Below are 18,268 nucleotides of genomic sequence, written 5' to 3'. Positions count from 1 at the left end.
GCTTTTTTTAATTGAACGGGCTGCAAAGATTCCCAAACGCGGCACGGTTCGCTGATTTTACCGCAGAATTTTGCGATGTCAGCGTTTCCATGTCGCATCGTAGCGGACTATATCATGGGCAAAACCGGCTTCGCAACAGATTTTTGAGGCATGCTTGTCGAAGCCGCTGACGGGACCGAAATAAGGGGAAAGATTAGACCCACTTGACAGTCTGTTTCAGGGGCGCTACGCTAGGCATATGGTCAGTCGGAGAAGGTGTTTGTCTTCCGGCCATGAGCGTCGTATCACAATAATAAAATATGTTTTTTGTTGGTTTTAACCTAAAACTATTTAATCGATCTGGAGGGGTTACAACATGGAAAAAGGTATCAAACAATCGCGCCGTCAGTTGCTCAAGATGGGCTCCATCGCTATCGTGGCAGCGCCGATGGCAGGCTTTACCACTTCGGCCTTCGCCAAGAAGAACACCGCCGTGCGGACAGCCTTGCATTTTCAGGACCATCCCAATGGGGAAAAGCAGTGCAATCGTTGCATGAACTTCATTCCCAACAAGGACAAGCCGACCGATCCAGGTGCCGTGCACGGGTGTAAACTCTACCCCGGGGACGATGAAATTTGCCCGACCTGCTATTGCAACGGCTTCGTCGCAAAACCCAAATAACTCAATAGTTCCAAGTCGTATTCGAAAAGGTGCCAAGGGCACCTTTTCGTTTCTGTTTCCGATCCGAATTTGGGGATGAAGCGCATGTTTTCTCAGCCCTTCCATTCCGGCTCGGGATGCGTGTGCGTACCGACTTTTTGACAGTGCTGGCCATTCCTCCACGGTCCGTGACAGTGGAGGGGCGGTCATGTTCGGGTCTTGGGTGGATACGTGGATGTCAATAAGGGATTGACCGTCAAGACCTTCGTCAGTTGGGGCGAAGTCGCGGGTGAGTTTTTTCTGGGCAGGATTATTGAATGAATTACGGAAAAAGAATTTTTCTCTGGATCGTGCTGTTCTGGATCGGGAGTGCGCAGGTCTTTGCGGAGCCCTTCGTTCAGGGTGGCCCCATTGGTTCGCAAACCAGTGATGGGTACGATGCGCTGGGCCCGGTGGTGGAGCAACCCATCGAGTTTCCACATAACACCCACGCCGGACGCATGCAGATCAACTGCATGTACTGTCATACCTACGCGCGACGCAGCAATGTGTCTGGAATTCCTCGTCTCGACAAATGTATGGGGTGTCACAATTTGATCGAAGGCGTCAAGGATCGTCCGCGGATCAAGAAATTGTTTGAATATTGGGAAAATAAACAGCCGATTCCCTGGAAAAAAGTGCATGACTTGCCTGATTTCGTTCGTTTCAACCACGAGCGCCATATCCAGCGTTTTTATTTCCAGGAAAAACGACCCGTTCGTGAAGTCTGTGGGTACTGTCATGGCGATATTGCTTCCATGACGACGGCGCGGCGTGTCAAAGCCTTGTCCATGGGTTGGTGTGTCAGTTGTCACCAAAAGGATCATCTGGAGAAGGCGGGGAGCACGGTGACCAGTCACGGTCCCAACGATTGCTGGCTCTGTCATAAATAAAACGGCGACCAAACAGGAGACGATGAAATGACAATGAGTAATTTGGATCGCCGAGATTTCCTCAAGGTATTGGGGATCAGTGGGGCTGCTGCCACACTGGCAGGATGTGGTCATACTTCCATCGAGTCAGGGGTGGAAGAGGTCATGTCTTACGTCCATCCTCAGGACTTCGTGGTGCCCGGCATCGGAGTTTTTTATGCCTCGACCTGCGCCCAGTGTGGTTCCGGCTGTGGAATCATGGGCAAGGTGCGCGAAGGGCGGGTTCTTAAACTGGAGGGAAATCCCGAGTCCGGAATCAGCGGCGGAAAGATTTGCGGGCTGGGACAGGCGGGCGTGCAAGCCCACTACAACCCGGATCGGTTGCGTACACCCATGTATAAGGGTGAAGGGGGATTGACCCCCGTATCCTGGGAGACGGCCCATCAGATCCTGGAACAACGTCTGGGACCAAACAGTCCGCTGAAAGGCGAACAGATCGCTTTTCTGACCGGTGGGGTCAGTGGACACCAGCGGGTACTTCTGGAAAATTTCCTGGAAACCTTTGATTCCACCCATCATGTGACCTACGATGCGCTCTCCACCGCTACGGGGAGAGCCGCCAGCAAGGCCATTCTGGGCGCGGAGCAGCCCCTCTGGAATATCCACAAGGCACGCCTGATCCTGTCCTTTGGTAACGATTTCCTGGGCAGCGGCGTCTCGCCGGTTTACATGGCACGCCAGTATGCGCTGTTTCGAAAGGCACCACGCGGTACCTTGATCCAGATCGAGCCGCGCATGACCCTGACGGGAGGAAATGCGGATCGCTGGTATCCCATCAAGCCCGGGACCGAAGGAATACTGGCCTTGGGCATCGCGCATGACCTGCTGCAACACGAAGAGTTCTCCAGGGGCGTTCCGCAGGAAATTCTCGATCTGGTCAAAAATTACGATCGGGATGCCGTGAGCGATATCACAGGGATCGGTTCCGATGCGGTACGCCTGATTGCGGCTCAACTGTGGAACAATACGCCTTCTCTGGTGATTGCCGGACCTTCGGTAGAAGGACACCCCTATGGGTTCAGCAATGCAGCGGCCGTACAACTGCTCAACGTGATTCTGGGGAATCGGGGACAGACGATGGAGGGACAGGCCGAACATCCCTTCCCTCAACTGACGCCTACCTTGGGAAGTTACCATGCACTGGCGGACCTGAACCAGAAAATGGCCGCTGGAAAGACCCAGGCCCTACTGGTTTATGGTACCAATCCGGTGTTCACGGCGCCGTCCCATCTGCCCTTCGCAGAATCCATGAGCAATGTTCCTTTCAAGGTGGCTTTTGTCACGCACATGGATGAAACGGCGGGACATTGTGATCTGGTTCTACCCCTGTTGTCCGCGCTGGAAGACTTTGGCACCCATGTGGCCGAATACCAGCCGGATGGCGTGGAGGTGATGCTGCAGCAACCCCTGATGGAAAAACTCTATCCCGAGTCCAAGGGGTACGGCGACATCCTTCTGGAAATATTGAAAAAACGCAAGCCAGAGGCCTACGCCGCATTTCCTGACTATTACAGTTATCTCAAAACCGCGATGGTCAAGGCCAAGCCGGTTTTCAAGGTCAGCGACAGCGATGATCATTTCTGGGAAGACGCCCTGCGCAATGGTCTCGTCAAGTGGGACGGAAAACCGACCTCTCTGGAGGCCCGGCTACCGGCCCTGACCATGCCGAAGCCCGCAGAACTGACGACGGACTACCCCTTCTACTTCGTCCCCTCCATCCGACCGGACATGCGCGACGGGCGTCATGCCTACCTGCCCTGGCTGCAGGAATCGCCTGAAACCATGACCACGGTGGTCTGGGACAGTTGGGTCGAGATCCATCCCAAAACGGCAGAGGCGATGCAGATCAAGGAAGGGGACATTCTGCAAATCCAGTCTGCCACCGGATCCGTGCGCGCCAAGGCCTATCTGTTTCCCGGCATTCAACCCGATACGGTATCCATGCCGCTGGGGCAAGGGCATACCCAGCTCGGACGGTTTGCCACGGGGGTTGGGGTGAATCCCTACAAGATTCTCGACCCGATTTTTGATGATCGTACCGGGGAACTGGCCATGCATGCCACCCGTGTGGCCTTGAGAAAAACAGGCGAACATCAGGTGATCGTGAAGGATGAGGGCCCCACCACCTTCCAGAACGGGCAAAAACTTGTCGCCACCTTGTCCGCTGACCAAGCCAAATTGTCCAAGGAGATCTAGCATGTCACTGAGCAATCTGATTCAGAACTGGAACTCGTTTCGGACGCGTCGTCCCTATGAGGGGCAGTACGACGATGCCCCCTACAAGTGGGCCATGGTCATCGACCTGGACTCCTGTATCGGCTGTAACGCGTGCACCGTTGCCTGTTATGCGGAAAACAATCTGCCTGTGGTGGGCAAGGAACGCTTTGGCAAGGGGCAGGCCATGCACTGGATCCGCATCGAACGTTACTGGGGGGAGGGGGAGGCCATGACCTCCGAATTCCCCGATCATGGCGCGCAATACCTGCCCATGCTCTGCCAGCAGTGCGAAGCGGCTCCCTGTGAACCGGTCTGTCCCGTCGGTGCCACGCATCACTCGCCGGATGGTCTCAATACCCAGGTGTATAACCGGTGCGTGGGGTCGCGTTATTGTTCTGCCAACTGTCCGTACAAGGTTCGTTACTTCAACTGGTGGAATTACCCTGATCGGGCCTGGCCCAATCCGCTGGAATTGCAATTGAATCCGGACGTGACGGTGCGGAGCAAGGGGGTCATGGAAAAGTGTACGTTCTGCATGCAACGGTTGCGCGCGGGGATGGACAAGGCCAAGACCGAAGGGCGTATCCTGGCTGATGGCGAAGTGCTCACGGCCTGTGCGCAGGCCTGCCCCACCTCCGCCATCACCTTTGGAAACCTGGCGGATAAAAAGTCCAAGGTGGCCAGAATGTGGAAAAACCAGCAGGTCGATCTGGCCAAGGACAGTCAGGAAAAATCCGAGGAGGGGATTCGCGGTTACCGGATTCTGGAAGAGTTGAATACCTATCCGTCCATCGTGTATCTCGAACGCGTACGCAATCTCGAGGCTTGAGTTGACCCGCGCGTTCACGAATACCACCATTCAGGGAAAAAACCATGAGTCATAGTGTTCATAGCCATCCTCAGCTGGATGTGCAAGTTGAAAGAAAGTTCATCCCCAAGCAGAAGGATCTGGGGGCGGACGTTACCTGGGCCAAGATCAACAAGGATGTGCTGAAAAGTCTGGAAAAGCCGCGCCCCGTTTTCTGGGTGATTTTCTTTTCTGCCCTGGCCTTGTTTTCCTTTGGCGTTTACTGTGAGGTTTATCAGTATCAGAACGGAATGGGGGTGGCAGATTTGAACAACCCGCAGGTCTGGGGTTTATATATTGCCACCTTCATTTTCTGGATCGGGATGGGTCACTCCGGTACCCTGCTGTCCGCCCTGCTTCATATCATCCATGCGGACTGGCGAAAACCGATCTATCGGTATTCGGAAGCCATGACCACCTTTACCTTGCTTACGGCTGCCCTGTTCGTGCTGGTGCACATGGGACGGCTCTGGCAGTTTTACTATGTGGTGGCCTATCCCAACGAACGCTGGACCTGGCCTAATTTCACCTCACCCCTGGTGTGGGATGCCACGGCCATCGGAACCTATCTGACCTCGTCACTCCTGTTCCTCTACATGGGGATGATTCCCGATCTGGCGATCTGTCGTGACAATGCCAGGGGAGCACGGCGGGCACTCTATCGCTTTCTTTCCATGGGCTGGCAGGGAACCGATCGGCAGTGGGCCAATTTCAAGGTGGCTTACATGACCATGGCCTGCTTTCTGATGCCGCTGGCAGTTTCGGTTCACTCCATCGTGTCCACCGACTTTGCCGTGTCCCAGAACCCCGGTTGGCACGTGACGTCCTTCCCGCCTTATTTTGTGTTGGGTGCACTGTATTCAGGATGCTCGGGCATCATTACCCTGTTCATCGTGCTGCGTTATGTCTTCCGTTTCGAAGCCTACATGACCCAGCCCATCCTGAACAAGCTGATCAAGATGACCTTCGCCATTGCCATGGTATGGACCTATCTGGATCTGATCGAGTATGCCACCACCTGGTACGGCAGCGATGAAGTGGCCAAGGCCGACTTGATTTACCGGGCGACGGGGGATTATGCCCTGCAGTTCTGGGGAATGATTTTCTGCGCCATGGTGATGCCCTTCACCTTGTTGATCCGTTTCGTGCGTCACAACTATGTGGTCTTGCTGATCATTTCACTGATCCTCAATGTGGGGATGTGGCTGGAACGTTTCCAGATCATTACGCCTACCTTTGCGAAATCGCACTACCCGTGGACATGGACGGCGGGCTGGTGGCCGAGTTGGGTCCAGTGGGGCATCGTGGCCGGGAGTTTTGGCTGGTTCACCATGCTCTTCATGCTGTACTGCAAGATCTTCCCCAGCGTGTCCATGTATGAAGTCAAGGAAATGGTGCACGAACAGAACATGGAAGAAAAGGCGCTTGCGGCACAGACAGATGTCCATGAAGCTGGTCTGGTGCCAGAAATGAAGGGAGGACAGGCATAATGAAAAAATCTCATACTCTGGCGCTGTATGCGGATATGGATGAAGCGGCCAATGCCCTCAGGGAACTCAAGTCCTCCGGCATGTCGGGTTTCAGGATGGAGGACGTGGTGGTCAAATCCCCCATCGACCATCCTGAACTGAGCGAGTTGCTGGGCCCTCGTCCCGTCTATATCCAGTGGTTTACCTTGCTGGGGGTCCTGTTGGGCCCCACTACCGGGTTGGTGTTGATTGCGTCTGCCCAGGCCAGTTTCATCTATCAGGTGCGGGGCGGGCGACCGGTGGTTCCGCTTCCACCGGATATGGTGCTGACCTATGAGCTGTTCATCCTGTCCGGGGTGCTCATGACGGTTCTGGCGACTTTCGTGGCCATGAAGTTGCCGGGTAACCGGAGCCCGCTTTATAACGCCAGCGTGTCCGAAGACAAGATCGGTATCCTGGTGAAGGCAGACCCGCAAAGCATTCCTCAGATCAACGAAATTTTGGGGCGTCACAAGCCTCTCGAAATCATGGGAGACCAAGCACGATGAAATCCTTTACTCGCTGGATACCCATTCTGGCTCTGGTTCCCTCGGTCGCCCTGGCATGGCCGTGGAGCAAGGATATGGCCAATCAGATCAGCGTCAAACCCCAGGAGGGGCCGGATGCGGTGCGACCTTTTCCGGAAAATTCCGTGCCGATGTCCGGAACGCCGACCACCCCTTATGTGCACGATGGGGATGCGGCCATGAATCTGCCCAACCCCAATCCGCCTACTGAAAAGTCGGTGGCTTATGGGCGTGAGATGTTCAAGATCTACTGTGTTCCCTGTCACGGAGACTCGGGTACCGGAGATGGACTGGTGGGCGAGAAACTGATCGTACGCCCCTTTGACCTGACGGCTCCCCGGGTTCAGAAAGAAGTTCCCGAAGGCTATATCTGGGGACATATCACCTTTGGCGGGGCGCTCATGCCCTCCTACGGGAATGACATGTCGCCTTCCGAGCGCTGGGATGTGGTGAATTATGTGCGACATGGTCTGTTGACAGATCCTACCGCCAAAAAACGCGACATGACCACCACCGAAAACAAATAAACCACAAGGAGCCGCGCCGTGATTCCATTTGCAAGTTGGTCAGTATTGACCGTGGACTTTCTGATCGTGTTGCACCTGTGCCTGGCAGGCGTTGCCCTGCCTTGCCTGCTGCATCTGGTCAATGCCAAGTGGCGTTATGAAGTTCGCCACATTTCCGTTGCATTCTTCGCCCTGTATCCGCTGGCCGTGATACTTCTGCTGATCCTGCTGTTTGGGGGGGAAATGACCTTTCCCTGGGCGGGCACCTTCGAGCATCTGCCCAAGTGGAACAACCTGAAGTTTTTGCGGGTACGGGAGATCGCCGGCATCATCATCGTGGGGCTGGCTTATGGCGCATTCGTCCGCTTGCAGCGTACCTCTGAAGATTCTCCGGAAAATCTTTCCCGCTTCAAGGCGCTCGCCGCGGCCATTCCCTTCATCCACGTCCTGTATTGCACCATGGTGGCGTGGGATTTCGAGATGACCCTCTTGCCTCATTGGGAAAGTTCCATGTTTTCCGTGAACTACATTGTCAGTGTCTCGGGCATGTTCCTGGCTTCCTTCGTGATCCTGCTCACCATTCTTCAGAACACCGGGGTGATCCGGCAAAAGATCCGTTTCCAGATTTTCAATTATCTGGCGCAGATGATGCTGGGCTTCACCATTTTATGGATCTATACCTTCTTCGGTCAGTACCTCATCATCTGGTACGGCAACATTACGGAGGAAACGACCCGCATCTACCAGATGCAGTATGGTGACTACAGTCCGCTGTTCTGGCTGTTCTTTGTGATGAAGTTCATCATTCCCTTCGTGACCCTGGTTTTCCCCTTCAGTCGGCATAACCCGAGGGTGATTTTCTTCATTGCCTGCGACATCGTCCTGGGCAGCTGGATCGAGCGTTATACCTGGATTTCCGGTACCTACCCCACCCCGCACTTTCCGATGACCGGCAGTTTCGACATCGGCGTGACGGTGGTAGTGATGGTCACGGCGTTCCTGATCGTACGCAGCCGGTTGAAAAACACCCAGGTGATCAAGTAAGAAAGAAGAATTTCCAGTGCGGATGTTGAAAACCGCACGGGATGCTGGTATAAAGTGGCATGAGAGGTTGAAACCGCAAGGAAACGACCCACAGGTAAGACAAGAGAGATAATCAGCAAAATAAAAAGTTTTGTAAGTTGCTGAATATCATTAATTTCAGTAAAAACGAAAGAGAGGGGGGAGGAATGCAAAAAAAATCCATCATGTCGCGCGGCTTTTGGTGCATGATCGTCGGCGGAATGCTGACGGGTATGGGCAATGGCAGCGTGTTCGGTGCAGCCTTGATGTGTTTCCTGGGGCGCGGTGACTTCAATAATTGGGGAGGATGGAACGGTCAGGCCTATGACCCTCATACCTTCACGGGATTCATCGACTGGTGTATGCTCGTTTTCGGTTTCGCCTACATCGGTATTCTGGCCATCGCCTTTCAACGGCATGATGCCATTGAAAACGCTGCCTGATCCTCATCCAACCATTTGCGCGCCATTCGCGTCAAGGAGACATTGAAATGATCGGTACCATCGCCGCAGTTTTGGGGATTGCCCTTGCCTTCTCCAGCATGCTTCTTTCCTGGTATGTCCTGATGCCCCGCAAGCGTCAGGGTCACCATTAATTCATTCCAATAACACATTCATTTACTCACGTAATCTGATATAGAAAACAACAGGGGGGGTTCAAGATGTTCAAGTACCTATTTGCGCGTAGCGAGGATATTCCGGAGGGATCGGCAGCGGTTTACTTCGGTTTCTCCGCGATTACCTGGTTTGTGATTGGAACCGGGCTGGGTGCCTTCAATGCAGCCAAGTTGGCATTTCCTGATTTTGTCACGGGTCTCGAGTTCGTTTCCTTCGGTCACATGCGTCAGGTGCACGTTCACGCCGTGATTTTCGGCTGGATTTCCATGGCGTTTGCCATGGCCATGATGTACATGACCCCGGCCTTGGGTAACACCAAGTTGTGGTCGGAAAAGTTGGGCATCTGGAATGCGTTCCTCTGGAATGTCGGGCTGTCGCTGGGACTGACGCTGTTGTGGTCCGGGATGACCTCGGGGCGGGAATATTCCGACTTCCCCTGGTTCATCGATCTGTACATTGCGACCTTCATGACCATTCCTTTGGGGATCAATGTCTGGATGACCGTCATTCACCGCAAGACGCAGGGGATCTACACCACCAACTGGTTCTTTGCTTCTGCCGTGTTCATGGTCAGCATCGTGTTCATCGTGGGTAACCTGCCCGAGTGGTTCCATCTGACCGGGTTGACTGAAGCCTACCTGACCTGGTGGTTTGCGCACAATGTGCTGGGTCTGTGGATTACTCCGGTTGCAGCGGCCATTGCCTACTACACCATTCCCAAGGTGACCGGCAATCCGCTCTATTCACACCGGATCGGCCACCTGCACTTCTGGTCTGTGGTCGTGTTCTATTCCACCCCTGCTGCCCACCACCTGATGTCCGCTCCCCTGCCTGAATGGCTCAAGTCCTTCGCTTCGGTGGAAGGGGTGTTGATTCTGGTGCCGGCCGTTGCCTTCGTGTCCAACATTCTGTTGACCATGCAAGGGAAATGGAACATGTTCGTGGAAAACCTGGAAATCCGCTTCACGGTGACCGGCTGTCTGATGGCCATTCCGCTGAACATGCAAGGGGGTTTCCAGCAAACCCGTGCCATCAACTGGTACATTCACGGGACGGGCTGGATCGTGGCCCATGCCCACCTGGCTCTCCTGGGTTTCTCGACCTTCCTGGAAGCTGCCGCTGTCTACCTGGGTTTGCAAACCCTCATGAAGCGTAAACTGTACTCTCTGACCTTGGGGAATCTGCATTTCTGGTTCCTGTTGATCGGATTCACCACCTACTGGGTGTCCATGACCATTGCTGGATTGATTCAGGGGGCTGGAAAGATTTACGAAGTCCCGTACATTGATGTGGTCATGGCTGAACATCCCTACATGATTGCGCGCTGGATCGGTGGTTCCCTGGTGTTCACAGGAAACTGCTTCTGGCTCTACAACATGTGGATGACCGCACGCGCTGGGACGGTGATTCCAGAGGGACGCATGGCCCACGAACTGGCCTACGAACGTTAATCGGCCACTGATCGCAGAACTGGAGGAGAATATCAAATGGTCAATTTTAGAGAGTACAAGATCGGAGCGCGGTTTTTCGGTCTTGCCCTGGGTGGTTCGATGACGATCACCTTGTTTATGCCAAGTTTCGACTTGCGTAATGTGAATGCCACGGAGATGGCGCTGGACAAGCAACTGTGGGCCGGTCACGAATCTGGTTTTAGTCTGGATGATCCTTTCCTGACAGGGGAACATCGGCCAGTGCGCGTGACCTTGAAGGTGGACCCGAAAACGGGGCAACCCATGGCCTCTACGGTCGCCTATGTTTATCCTGCAGGAACGCCCCTTCCCAATGGAGTGGACCACCCCGATAACCTCGGGAGCATCGTGGAGCAATTGAGCCGGGACAAGGGTCGAATCGGTGAAGCCAGCAAGTCGCAAGGTGCTGTGTTCTTGCTGAGTTCTGAGCCTCAAGGGGATGGTTCCAAGCAGTTTTACATCGAAAATGCTTCAGCCACCAAGGGCTGGAATCCCGAAGAAGTCATGAAAGCAGCTGGAGATGAAAATACTTACCATGCTTCTTATGGGAAAGCCATTTTTGTGCGTGAAGGTTGCTGGTGGTGTCATACCCTGCTGCCGGAAGAAACCCAGGATTGGCAAGTGTTTGGTGCCCCTCCCATGTTGGGCGACTTCAATGGGGAATCCCCCACCGCCTTTGGTTCTGACCGCAAGGCACCGGATATCCTGCACGTGGGATCACGCAATTCGTCCCGGGAATGGATGATGTTGCACTTCTTCAATCCCCGTCTGGTCCAGCCTCATTCCATCATGCCCCGCTTCGATTATCTGTGGGGACCGGTTGATGACAAGGGTCAGAAGATTGATTTTGACAAGTGGCGTGCCGAATACAACGAGTATGTGGACGGAAAACGGATCACTCCGCCGGAAGTTCCCATGTATGCCAGCAATTCCGATGCCCGCGCGTTGATCGACTTCGTTCTGTCGCTCAAGTAATTATCTGATACCAAACAGACTGCCCTTTTATCTTTGACGGGTATGGGGCAGTCGATAATAAGTGGAGGTCTCTATGAGTAATTGGTCCTTTGATTCACCCCTGCGTACCCTTTCTGATGAGGAAAAAGTCCGTAGAGATGAGAAACTGTGGGAGGATGACAACCTGGGTGGCGTGCACGAAGACAACAACCCGGTTCCCGCGCCCGTGGTCTGGTTGGTTGCCTTGACGGTGGTGACCGCCTTTGCCATTACCTTCCCGCTCTGGGGACAACGTCCGACGGCGGCTTTGTATGAGCCCTACGTCAATTCCATGGACAAGCCCGAAGTCCTGGCTGCCAAGGATGACAAAGAAGCCATGGCCAAGATCGTGGAAATGAACAAGGGGACGCCGAATGATGCCTTGCTGGAGCGGCATCCCCTGACCATGGATGATTTGCGCATGATTGCCCCGCAAATCAAGGCCCTGGAAGCCAAGGGTGCACACATGCATGATTTTGAAGTGGTGGGCGATCAGGTGGTCACGGCCAACTTCGAAGGGAATTATCGTCCGGATGGATCCCGTATTCGCCAGCAACCCTGGTGGGACAAGGGGTACACCATCGATGTTTTCTATCTGAGTTACTTCTTTTTGTCAGTATTTACCATGATCAAGCGGTTGCCCCCCACCACGTGGCAACCCAAGCATGATCACTGAACCAGTCTATATTTAAGGAGATGAGATCATGATCGATCTGGATTACGGCCCCCTGGCCATTGCCCTGCCCATCAGTATCGCCTTCATTTGTCCGTTTCTCTATAGTTTCTTTGTAGATAACTTCGACAAGAAATAACGGGTTTTGATGGCAAGATGAAACCATAAGCGTTTAAATGACTCATGGTGCCATACCTGACGGTATGGCACTTTTTTTTGATTCCTTCTTGACGATATTCTCCCCCCTCATGATCAATGAAATCCTCTCTCTCGTGACCGCAACGACCTCTGGCAAAATCGATATGAGTATCGAAGGAATGAGGAGTCAGCGGTTCAGCGTGTATATTTTTGTTTTTCTGATGATCGGCATTGCGGTTTTTTCCGGAATCATTTATTCCCTGTTGAAAGGAAAATATGCACCGACCAAAATGCGCCTGGGGGAGCGTCTGATGTTCATCGCCATCATTCTGGGCGTAGTGGTGGCCACCGGATTTGGCGCCACACAATTGTTGACCGGTTATCTGTTTTAATGGGGCTGAACGGCCCGAGTATTTTGAACCTTTGCAGGAAGGACAACTCCAATTCTGGCAAGAGAGTGTTAGAATGACCAATGACCTTTATACAGGAGTCTGGCATGGGCAATTACCTTGATACCTTACCCGATGGGTGGACGATCTACCTGTGGCTCGTGGCGGGAGGGCTCATCATCGCCGTGAGTATTTATGGCATACGCTGGGGTTCCAAAAACGAACAATTCGACGAAGACATCAAGTATCTGGTGTTCAAGGAAAGCGACAAGGACAAGATGAGTCCGGAGGAATATGCCAAAAGTCGCGAGGTGCTGGCAAAACAGGAAGCCCGGCGGGCTGAAGTATTGGCAGAACATGCGGCAGCCAGGACAACCAAGACGACATGAAACGAGGTGAATGGGTCGTGCTGGGCCTGATTGGGGCGCTGGCGCTGGCGGGTGTCGTGCAAAATATCATCCATCATGAAAAAGGTGTCCAGGACGTCGATCGTGGCCTGCCTTTTTATACGACGGCCACACCGGAACTGGCACGGGAAGGGTCGGATCTGATCCGTCAGAATGACTGCCGTCAGTGCCATTCGCTTTGGTCCGTTCGCAATGTCATGCAGTCGGTTCCTTCCCCTTCACTGGATGGCATGGGCGATTTACGGAGTGAGGCCTGGCTTTACCAGTATCTGTCCTCTCCCCACCCCCAGGCTATTTTGCCCAGTCGCCTCAAGCCCGAGTATCGGATGCCCTCCTTTGCCTCGCTGCCCGAACAGGAAAGAAGGACACTGGCCCATTATCTGGCCAGCCTGCATGTCAAGGACTGGTATCTGGATGACATCAAAAAGAGTGAATATGAAAAACTCACGGGGAAGGATGACTACAAAAAATGACGGAAGCAGTCCCACAGGAAAAAGATACGGGTAAGTGGGGGCGGGCGCTGATCGGGTTGGGCGTCGCCTCTGCCATCAATCACTTTGGGGACCGTCTGCTGGGTGTCACCATCGAGGTTTTTACAAGCGCGCTGGATTATTTTTCTTTTCGGTGGATGCTGGATGTTTTTCTGGTCCCCATGGTGGCGAACTTTTTTCTGGCGTTGATTTTTGGCAAGGGAAGTAAATGGTTGTGCTATGCCACTCCCTTGATCGTCCGGGGCATCAGTTATTTCAATGTGGCGGAAATTACCGGAGTACCAGAGTATGGCCATCTGATTCCTTTGGGGTGGTGGGGATTCTTCATCATTCTGGCCATGGAAACCGGCATGGTGGGGGCGGTGCTTGGAGAAGCCATGATCAAACGTTATTACGGACGCAAGACCGTCGAGATGGTCTATCAGGAGCGTCTGGCCCGCGAAGAACGTCAACGCCAGCGTCGGCGCGCGCAAGAACCCAAGGAGTAAACGGTGGCACTTTCCCCTAAAATACCGTCTACTCCGGAAGAACGGCTCAAACGTAAAAAAATCCTGTCCGCCACCCTGGTGACCTGTATTGGTATCGTCATGATCGGCAGTTCGTTGCATGTCATCAGGTTGGGGCAAGGGCGCATGGAGGATATGCGTCATCTGGTGTCCTATAACATCAAGGACTCCGACAGCCATATTCGTGCAGCGGGTGAGGACATCCAGTTACATGCGCAGCACGAGAGTGGACAGGTCAAGGGCAGTTATACGGTGGAAGAGGCCGACCGCCTGTTGAATCGCGAGCAATGGGAAAATCTGAACACGATGGTGACCATTCCGGCGGGACCTTTTTTGATGGGGACCAATCTTGATCGTGGCGATCCACCCGACAAGCCGGAACATAAGGTGGATCTTCCGGCTTACGCCATCGATAAATATCCTGTCACCAACGCGCAATATGCCCGTTTTGTGGCGGCCACCGGACATCGTCCTCCGCTCAACTGGAAGGATGGGCGGATTCCGCCGGGGGCGGCGCTGTTGCCCGTGACCCTGGTGACCTGGTACGACGCCAATGCCTATGCCAAATGGGCCCATAAGCGGCTGCCCACGGAAGCCGAGTTTGAAAAGGCCGGGCGGGGTACGGATGGGCGCCGTTGGCCCTGGGGGAATACCATGGATCCGACCAGATTGAACACTTATTACAACCGCAATTCCCCGTCGCCTGTGACCGATTATCCCCAGGGGGCCAGTTCTTACGGGGTTTTTGATTTGTCCGGTAACGTGGACGAATGGACAAGCAGCGATTTTGCACCTTATCCCGGATCCATTGCACCGACCATCGTGTTCCAGGGCAAGGTGGCGGTCCAGGAATCTTCCCAGGATCGTAACCTGGGGATTTCCGATCAAAAACTGATCAAGCGCAGTTACAAGGTGCTGCGGGGAGGGTCCTGGAAAAGCGATCCCTTTTCCACCTCCCTTTTTCACCGCGATAATGCTTTTGCCAACATGACTTCCGATTTCTATGGATTTCGCTGTGCCAGTTCCCTTCCTTCCTCTCACTGAGTATTGACCCATGTTGCGTCAACTTCGTATTCCAGCCTTGCTGGCGCAGTGCCTATGGATTTCCAGCGCCCATGCCGTGGACAGTTATCGTTACCTGCATGTGACCGTGGATACCCCCTGGAACATTTTTCTCTTCCTGCTGATAGGCATATTCGCCCCGTTCATCCTGATGGGCGTGCTGGCCTGGTATTTTTCCTTCAAAAAGAAACCGGCGCCGCCCCATCCGCCCGCTTCTCCAGAGGATCATCCATGAACTTTCCTGGTCTTTTGGGATATCGTTGGACGGGACATCTATTGGCCGGGGTGATGCTCATCCTGGGACTGGCGTTCTTTCGACCGGCACTGGCCGCGTCGGATGCCCCGCAAAACCCCAATGCCGTCCAGATGATGGAGGCATTTCAGAAACAGCAAGGGGACAAGGACGATGGGGTGACGCCGGTGGATGACCACAAGAAAAAAATCATCATGTTCATCATGGGGGTCCCGCTCATCCTGATGGTTCTGGTGACGGGGGTTCTGGGCATCGGCATGGGCATCTATGGCAAACCCTGGTTCGTTCCCCACATGATCATGGCGGGATTGACCATGACCCTGGCCCTGGTCCACGCCATCGTGGGGGTGGCCTGGTTCTTTCCCTTTTGAACGCCTTCCTGATTCCGGCCCTGTACGGTTTGTCGGGCCTGGTGGGACTGGCCTATGAAGTTCTGTGGGTCCGCATGGTGACCCTCCAGTTTGGTCTGAGTGTCTTTGGCGTGGTCATTACGGTGGCCGCATTCATGGCGGGACTGGGGTTGGGCGCCTTGGCATTGTCCGGCCGCACCGTTCGACGCCCTTTGTGCCTGCTCGCCCTCCTGGAGGCGAGCGTGGCCCTCTTCTCCGCTCTTTTGCCTTTCTTGGCCCCCCTTGAAGAACATGCGCTTTGGGCGGGGTTTTCTCATCAAGGTGCGCTGGGTTGGCATTTGGGACTGGCCCTGATCTCTTTTCTCCTGCTGACCTTGCCCGCTGTGGCCCTGGGGGCCGGTTTTCCTCTGGTCCTGTCGCTCGGCCAACAGGTCTCCGGACGCCTGGGACTGCTGTACGGGGTCAATACGCTGGGCGCCGTGCTGGGCGCCTTGCTTCCCCTGATTCTGCTGCCGATGTTTGGCTGGGTCCAGGCGCTGCGTGGAATCGCTCTGCTGGGTGCTTTGCTGGGAGTCGGGTGGTGGGTGCTGGATCGCCTTGAGGGCGGTTCCTCTGCGGTCGTCCAGGACCGGGGAGCGCGGGTGGCCACGGATCGATCCGAAAGAACCGGTTCGGTGCTTCTGTTTTTTTATGGAATCCTGGGGATGGCCAGCCTTTCCCTGGAAGTGGCCTGGACCCGGCTCTTCGGACTGTTGTTTCTGCGTACCGAGTATGTTCTGGCCTTGATTCTGGCTTCCTTTCTGGTGGGAATCGGGTTGGGCAGCCTGGTGGCGACCCGCTGGCATTCCACGCTCCGACGATTCAGGGCGGCATTTCCATGGCTGGCGGCTGGCGGTGTTCTGGCAGGACTGGCCGTGTTGCCCATAGTGGCGGGTTGGGTCGAACATCCGCTGGGTCAGACCCTGACTCAGGCGCTTCTGCTGCAGGGGCTGATCCTGACCGTGCTCACTTTTCCGGTGACTTTCGTCCTGGGCTTATGGCTTCCTCTTCTGAGCGAAGAGCAGGGCAGTCTTCGGACCGGGGTGGAACTGTACGGAGCCAATTCGTTGGGAGGCGCCTTGGGCGCGTTGCTGACGGGTTTTGTCTGGATCCCCTGGCTGGGAACCACCGGAACCCTGGTCTGGAGTGCGCTGCTGATTCTGGGCGCCAGTCTGACCTGGACCCGTCCCTGGACGTTGCTGCAAGGGGGGATGATGGTGGGTTTTGTGGGGTTGGGGGCGGGACTCTGGGCTTTTCCGCCGGCACAGAAATTACTGCCGGAAACGCTGGCTGGAAGTCGGGATATCTATCGTTATGAAGATGCCGTGGCCATGACCCAAGTGGTGGAACAACCCGATGGGCAGCGGATCCTCCTCACTGATCTGCAACGTCACGATGCCTCCTCGGACCCCACCGCGGCTTTCGTGCAACGAAATCAGGGACGTCTGGCCCTGTTGCTGCAGGGCCATCCCCAACGGGTGCTGTTTTTGGGACTGGGTACCGGGTTGTCCCTGGCTGGAAGTTCGGCATATCCCGACGTGCGGCGGGTCGCTGTGGAATTGTCGCAGGGATCCATCGAAGCGGCACGTCGTTACTTTGCGCCCGTGGATGGCCCGATCCTGAGCGAAACCGAACTGGTTCAGGATGATGCGCGGCATTTCATGAATTCCACGGAAGCCCATTATGATGTCATCGTCGGCGATCTCTACCATCCTGACCTGGCTGGCGTGGGCGCTTTGCTCTCCCTGGAACAGTTTGCGCGGGTACGGAATCATTTGTCGGCCCATGGGGTGTTCGTTCAATGGTTGGCCTTGAACCAATTCGATCCTGCCGCTCTCCAGGTGGAGTTGAGAACCTTCCGGCGCGTATTTCCCGATGCCTGCCTGTTTCTGGATGGGATGCATCTGGCGTTGGTGGGGTTTCGTCAACCCTGGGCGGGTTGGCCCACGGTGGCGGCAGGTCAGGATCGCCTCAGTCCGGATCAACGGTTTGAAGCCACGGGCGGGGAGGGGGTGATGACCTGGATGGGGCGCTACTGGGGTAAAATTCCCGATACGCCGGGTCCCGTCCAGAAAGAGTGGGCACCGGTGATCGATTTTTCCCTGCCCCGACTGAAATATACCGGTGGCACCCTGGATGTGATGCTGGCGACCCTGTGGCATCAACGGCCTTCCCTGGAGCAGGCGACACGGGATCTGAATCTGCCCGAACGCCAGAGACCGGAATTTGCTGCCGCCTGGCATGCTACCCAATATCTGGTACAAAGTTGGCAGGATCGCATGACGGGTCGTGACGGCGAAGCCGAACGCCTGGTTCGCCTGGCGTTCGAGGCCAATCCGCGGGATCGCTGGGTGGGTTATGCGCTGGCCGATGAGGTTCTGGCCCAACTGGCCCGTGCACCGCTGCCCGATGCCCAGAAGGAAACGGTGCTCAACAAACTGGCGCTTCGTTTTCCCTGGCATGTGGAGGTGCAAAGAGCGCTTTGGAAAATACAAAGGGAGCGCCATGAACGCGCAGAGGCCGAAAAGACCCGCCTGAACCTGTTGCAGGAAGCCCCCCTTGACCGGGAAGCCGGAATGGCGAAGAATGAAAGTTTTCAATAA

20 protein-coding genes are annotated in these 18,268 nt (G+C 55.0%); all 20 read left to right on the top strand.

The genetic code is table 11. The features are described from left to right. The first annotated feature begins 355 nt into the window (after positions 1-355). On the top strand, positions 356-661 hold the full coding sequence (locus M6F29_RS01205; RefSeq protein WP_297472838.1) for a hypothetical protein: 306 nt from the start codon (positions 356-358) through the stop codon (positions 659-661). A 296-nt stretch (positions 662-957) separates the two neighbouring features. Next, entirely contained in the window at positions 958-1,572 is a 615-nt protein-coding gene (locus tag M6F29_RS01200; RefSeq protein ID WP_082783148.1) for a cytochrome c3 family protein, read from the top strand. 33 nt (positions 1,573-1,605) lie between these two features. Continuing rightward, complete coding sequence (locus tag M6F29_RS01195) at positions 1,606-3,807, top strand: molybdopterin-dependent oxidoreductase (protein WP_298156730.1); 2,202 nt, start codon at positions 1,606-1,608, stop codon at positions 3,805-3,807. Between the two features lies 1 nt (position 3,808). Continuing rightward, the gene (locus M6F29_RS01190) at positions 3,809-4,657 is read left to right on the top strand and encodes a 4Fe-4S dicluster domain-containing protein (RefSeq protein WP_298156727.1); all 849 of its coding nucleotides are present in this window, start codon (positions 3,809-3,811) and stop codon (positions 4,655-4,657) included. A 44-nt stretch (positions 4,658-4,701) separates the two neighbouring features. After that, complete coding sequence (gene nrfD, locus M6F29_RS01185; protein WP_297472843.1) at positions 4,702-6,165, top strand: NrfD/PsrC family molybdoenzyme membrane anchor subunit; 1,464 nt, start codon at positions 4,702-4,704, stop codon at positions 6,163-6,165. Next, positions 6,165-6,692, top strand: coding sequence for a quinol:electron acceptor oxidoreductase subunit ActD (locus M6F29_RS01180; RefSeq protein WP_297456041.1), 528 nt, complete (start codon positions 6,165-6,167; stop codon positions 6,690-6,692). The genes nrfD and M6F29_RS01180 overlap by 1 nt, the downstream gene beginning before the upstream one ends. Then, on the top strand, positions 6,689-7,237 hold the full coding sequence (locus M6F29_RS01175) for a c-type cytochrome (RefSeq protein ID WP_297472844.1): 549 nt from the start codon (positions 6,689-6,691) through the stop codon (positions 7,235-7,237). The genes M6F29_RS01180 and M6F29_RS01175 overlap by 4 nt, the downstream gene beginning before the upstream one ends. Positions 7,238-7,255: 18 nt before the next feature. Continuing rightward, positions 7,256-8,260, top strand: coding sequence for a polysulfide reductase NrfD family protein (locus M6F29_RS01170; RefSeq protein ID WP_297486639.1), 1,005 nt, complete (start codon positions 7,256-7,258; stop codon positions 8,258-8,260). Between the two features lie 185 nt (positions 8,261-8,445). Then, positions 8,446-8,721, top strand: coding sequence for a hypothetical protein (locus M6F29_RS01165; protein WP_197456370.1), 276 nt, complete (start codon positions 8,446-8,448; stop codon positions 8,719-8,721). A gap of 218 nt (positions 8,722-8,939) precedes the next feature. Next, entirely contained in the window at positions 8,940-10,346 is a 1,407-nt protein-coding gene (locus tag M6F29_RS01160; protein ID WP_298156724.1) for a cbb3-type cytochrome c oxidase subunit I, read from the top strand. A 36-nt stretch (positions 10,347-10,382) separates the two neighbouring features. Continuing rightward, entirely contained in the window at positions 10,383-11,339 is a 957-nt protein-coding gene (locus M6F29_RS01155) for a cbb3-type cytochrome c oxidase subunit II (protein WP_298156722.1), read from the top strand. Positions 11,340-11,412: 73 nt separating this feature from the next. Beyond that, a complete protein-coding gene (locus tag M6F29_RS01150; RefSeq protein ID WP_298156719.1) occupies positions 11,413-12,033 on the top strand; it encodes a hypothetical protein in 621 nt (206 codons plus the stop codon). Between the two features lie 299 nt (positions 12,034-12,332). Then, positions 12,333-12,560, top strand: a complete 228-nt coding sequence (locus M6F29_RS01145; RefSeq protein ID WP_298156716.1) for a hypothetical protein — start codon at positions 12,333-12,335, stop codon at positions 12,558-12,560. 104 nt (positions 12,561-12,664) lie between these two features. Next, complete coding sequence (locus M6F29_RS01140; RefSeq protein ID WP_297486647.1) at positions 12,665-12,946, top strand: hypothetical protein; 282 nt, start codon at positions 12,665-12,667, stop codon at positions 12,944-12,946. Beyond that, complete coding sequence (locus tag M6F29_RS01135; protein ID WP_298156715.1) at positions 12,943-13,437, top strand: c-type cytochrome; 495 nt, start codon at positions 12,943-12,945, stop codon at positions 13,435-13,437. The genes M6F29_RS01140 and M6F29_RS01135 overlap by 4 nt, the downstream gene beginning before the upstream one ends. After that, entirely contained in the window at positions 13,434-13,943 is a 510-nt protein-coding gene (locus tag M6F29_RS01130; protein WP_297486649.1) for a hypothetical protein, read from the top strand. Before M6F29_RS01135 ends, M6F29_RS01130 begins: the two co-directional genes overlap by 4 nt. Positions 13,944-13,946: 3 nt before the next feature. Then, positions 13,947-15,005 (top strand): formylglycine-generating enzyme family protein, encoded by a 1,059-nt coding sequence (locus M6F29_RS01125; RefSeq protein WP_298156713.1) that lies wholly within the window; start codon positions 13,947-13,949, stop codon positions 15,003-15,005. Between the two features lie 10 nt (positions 15,006-15,015). After that, entirely contained in the window at positions 15,016-15,258 is a 243-nt protein-coding gene (locus M6F29_RS01120; RefSeq protein WP_297456065.1) for a hypothetical protein, read from the top strand. Continuing rightward, complete coding sequence (locus M6F29_RS01115) at positions 15,255-15,647, top strand: hypothetical protein (protein WP_297486656.1); 393 nt, start codon at positions 15,255-15,257, stop codon at positions 15,645-15,647. Before M6F29_RS01120 ends, M6F29_RS01115 begins: the two co-directional genes overlap by 4 nt. Continuing rightward, the gene (locus M6F29_RS01110; RefSeq protein ID WP_298156711.1) at positions 15,644-18,268 is read left to right on the top strand and encodes a spermidine synthase; all 2,625 of its coding nucleotides are present in this window, start codon (positions 15,644-15,646) and stop codon (positions 18,266-18,268) included. The genes M6F29_RS01115 and M6F29_RS01110 overlap by 4 nt, the downstream gene beginning before the upstream one ends.

This window comes from Ferrovum sp. (genome assembly GCF_027317285.1).
Lineage (GTDB): Bacteria > Pseudomonadota > Gammaproteobacteria > Burkholderiales > Ferrovaceae > Ferrovum.
The sequence above is the reverse complement of the archived record's forward strand: the minus strand, read 5'-3'. Positions and strand labels throughout refer to the sequence as shown.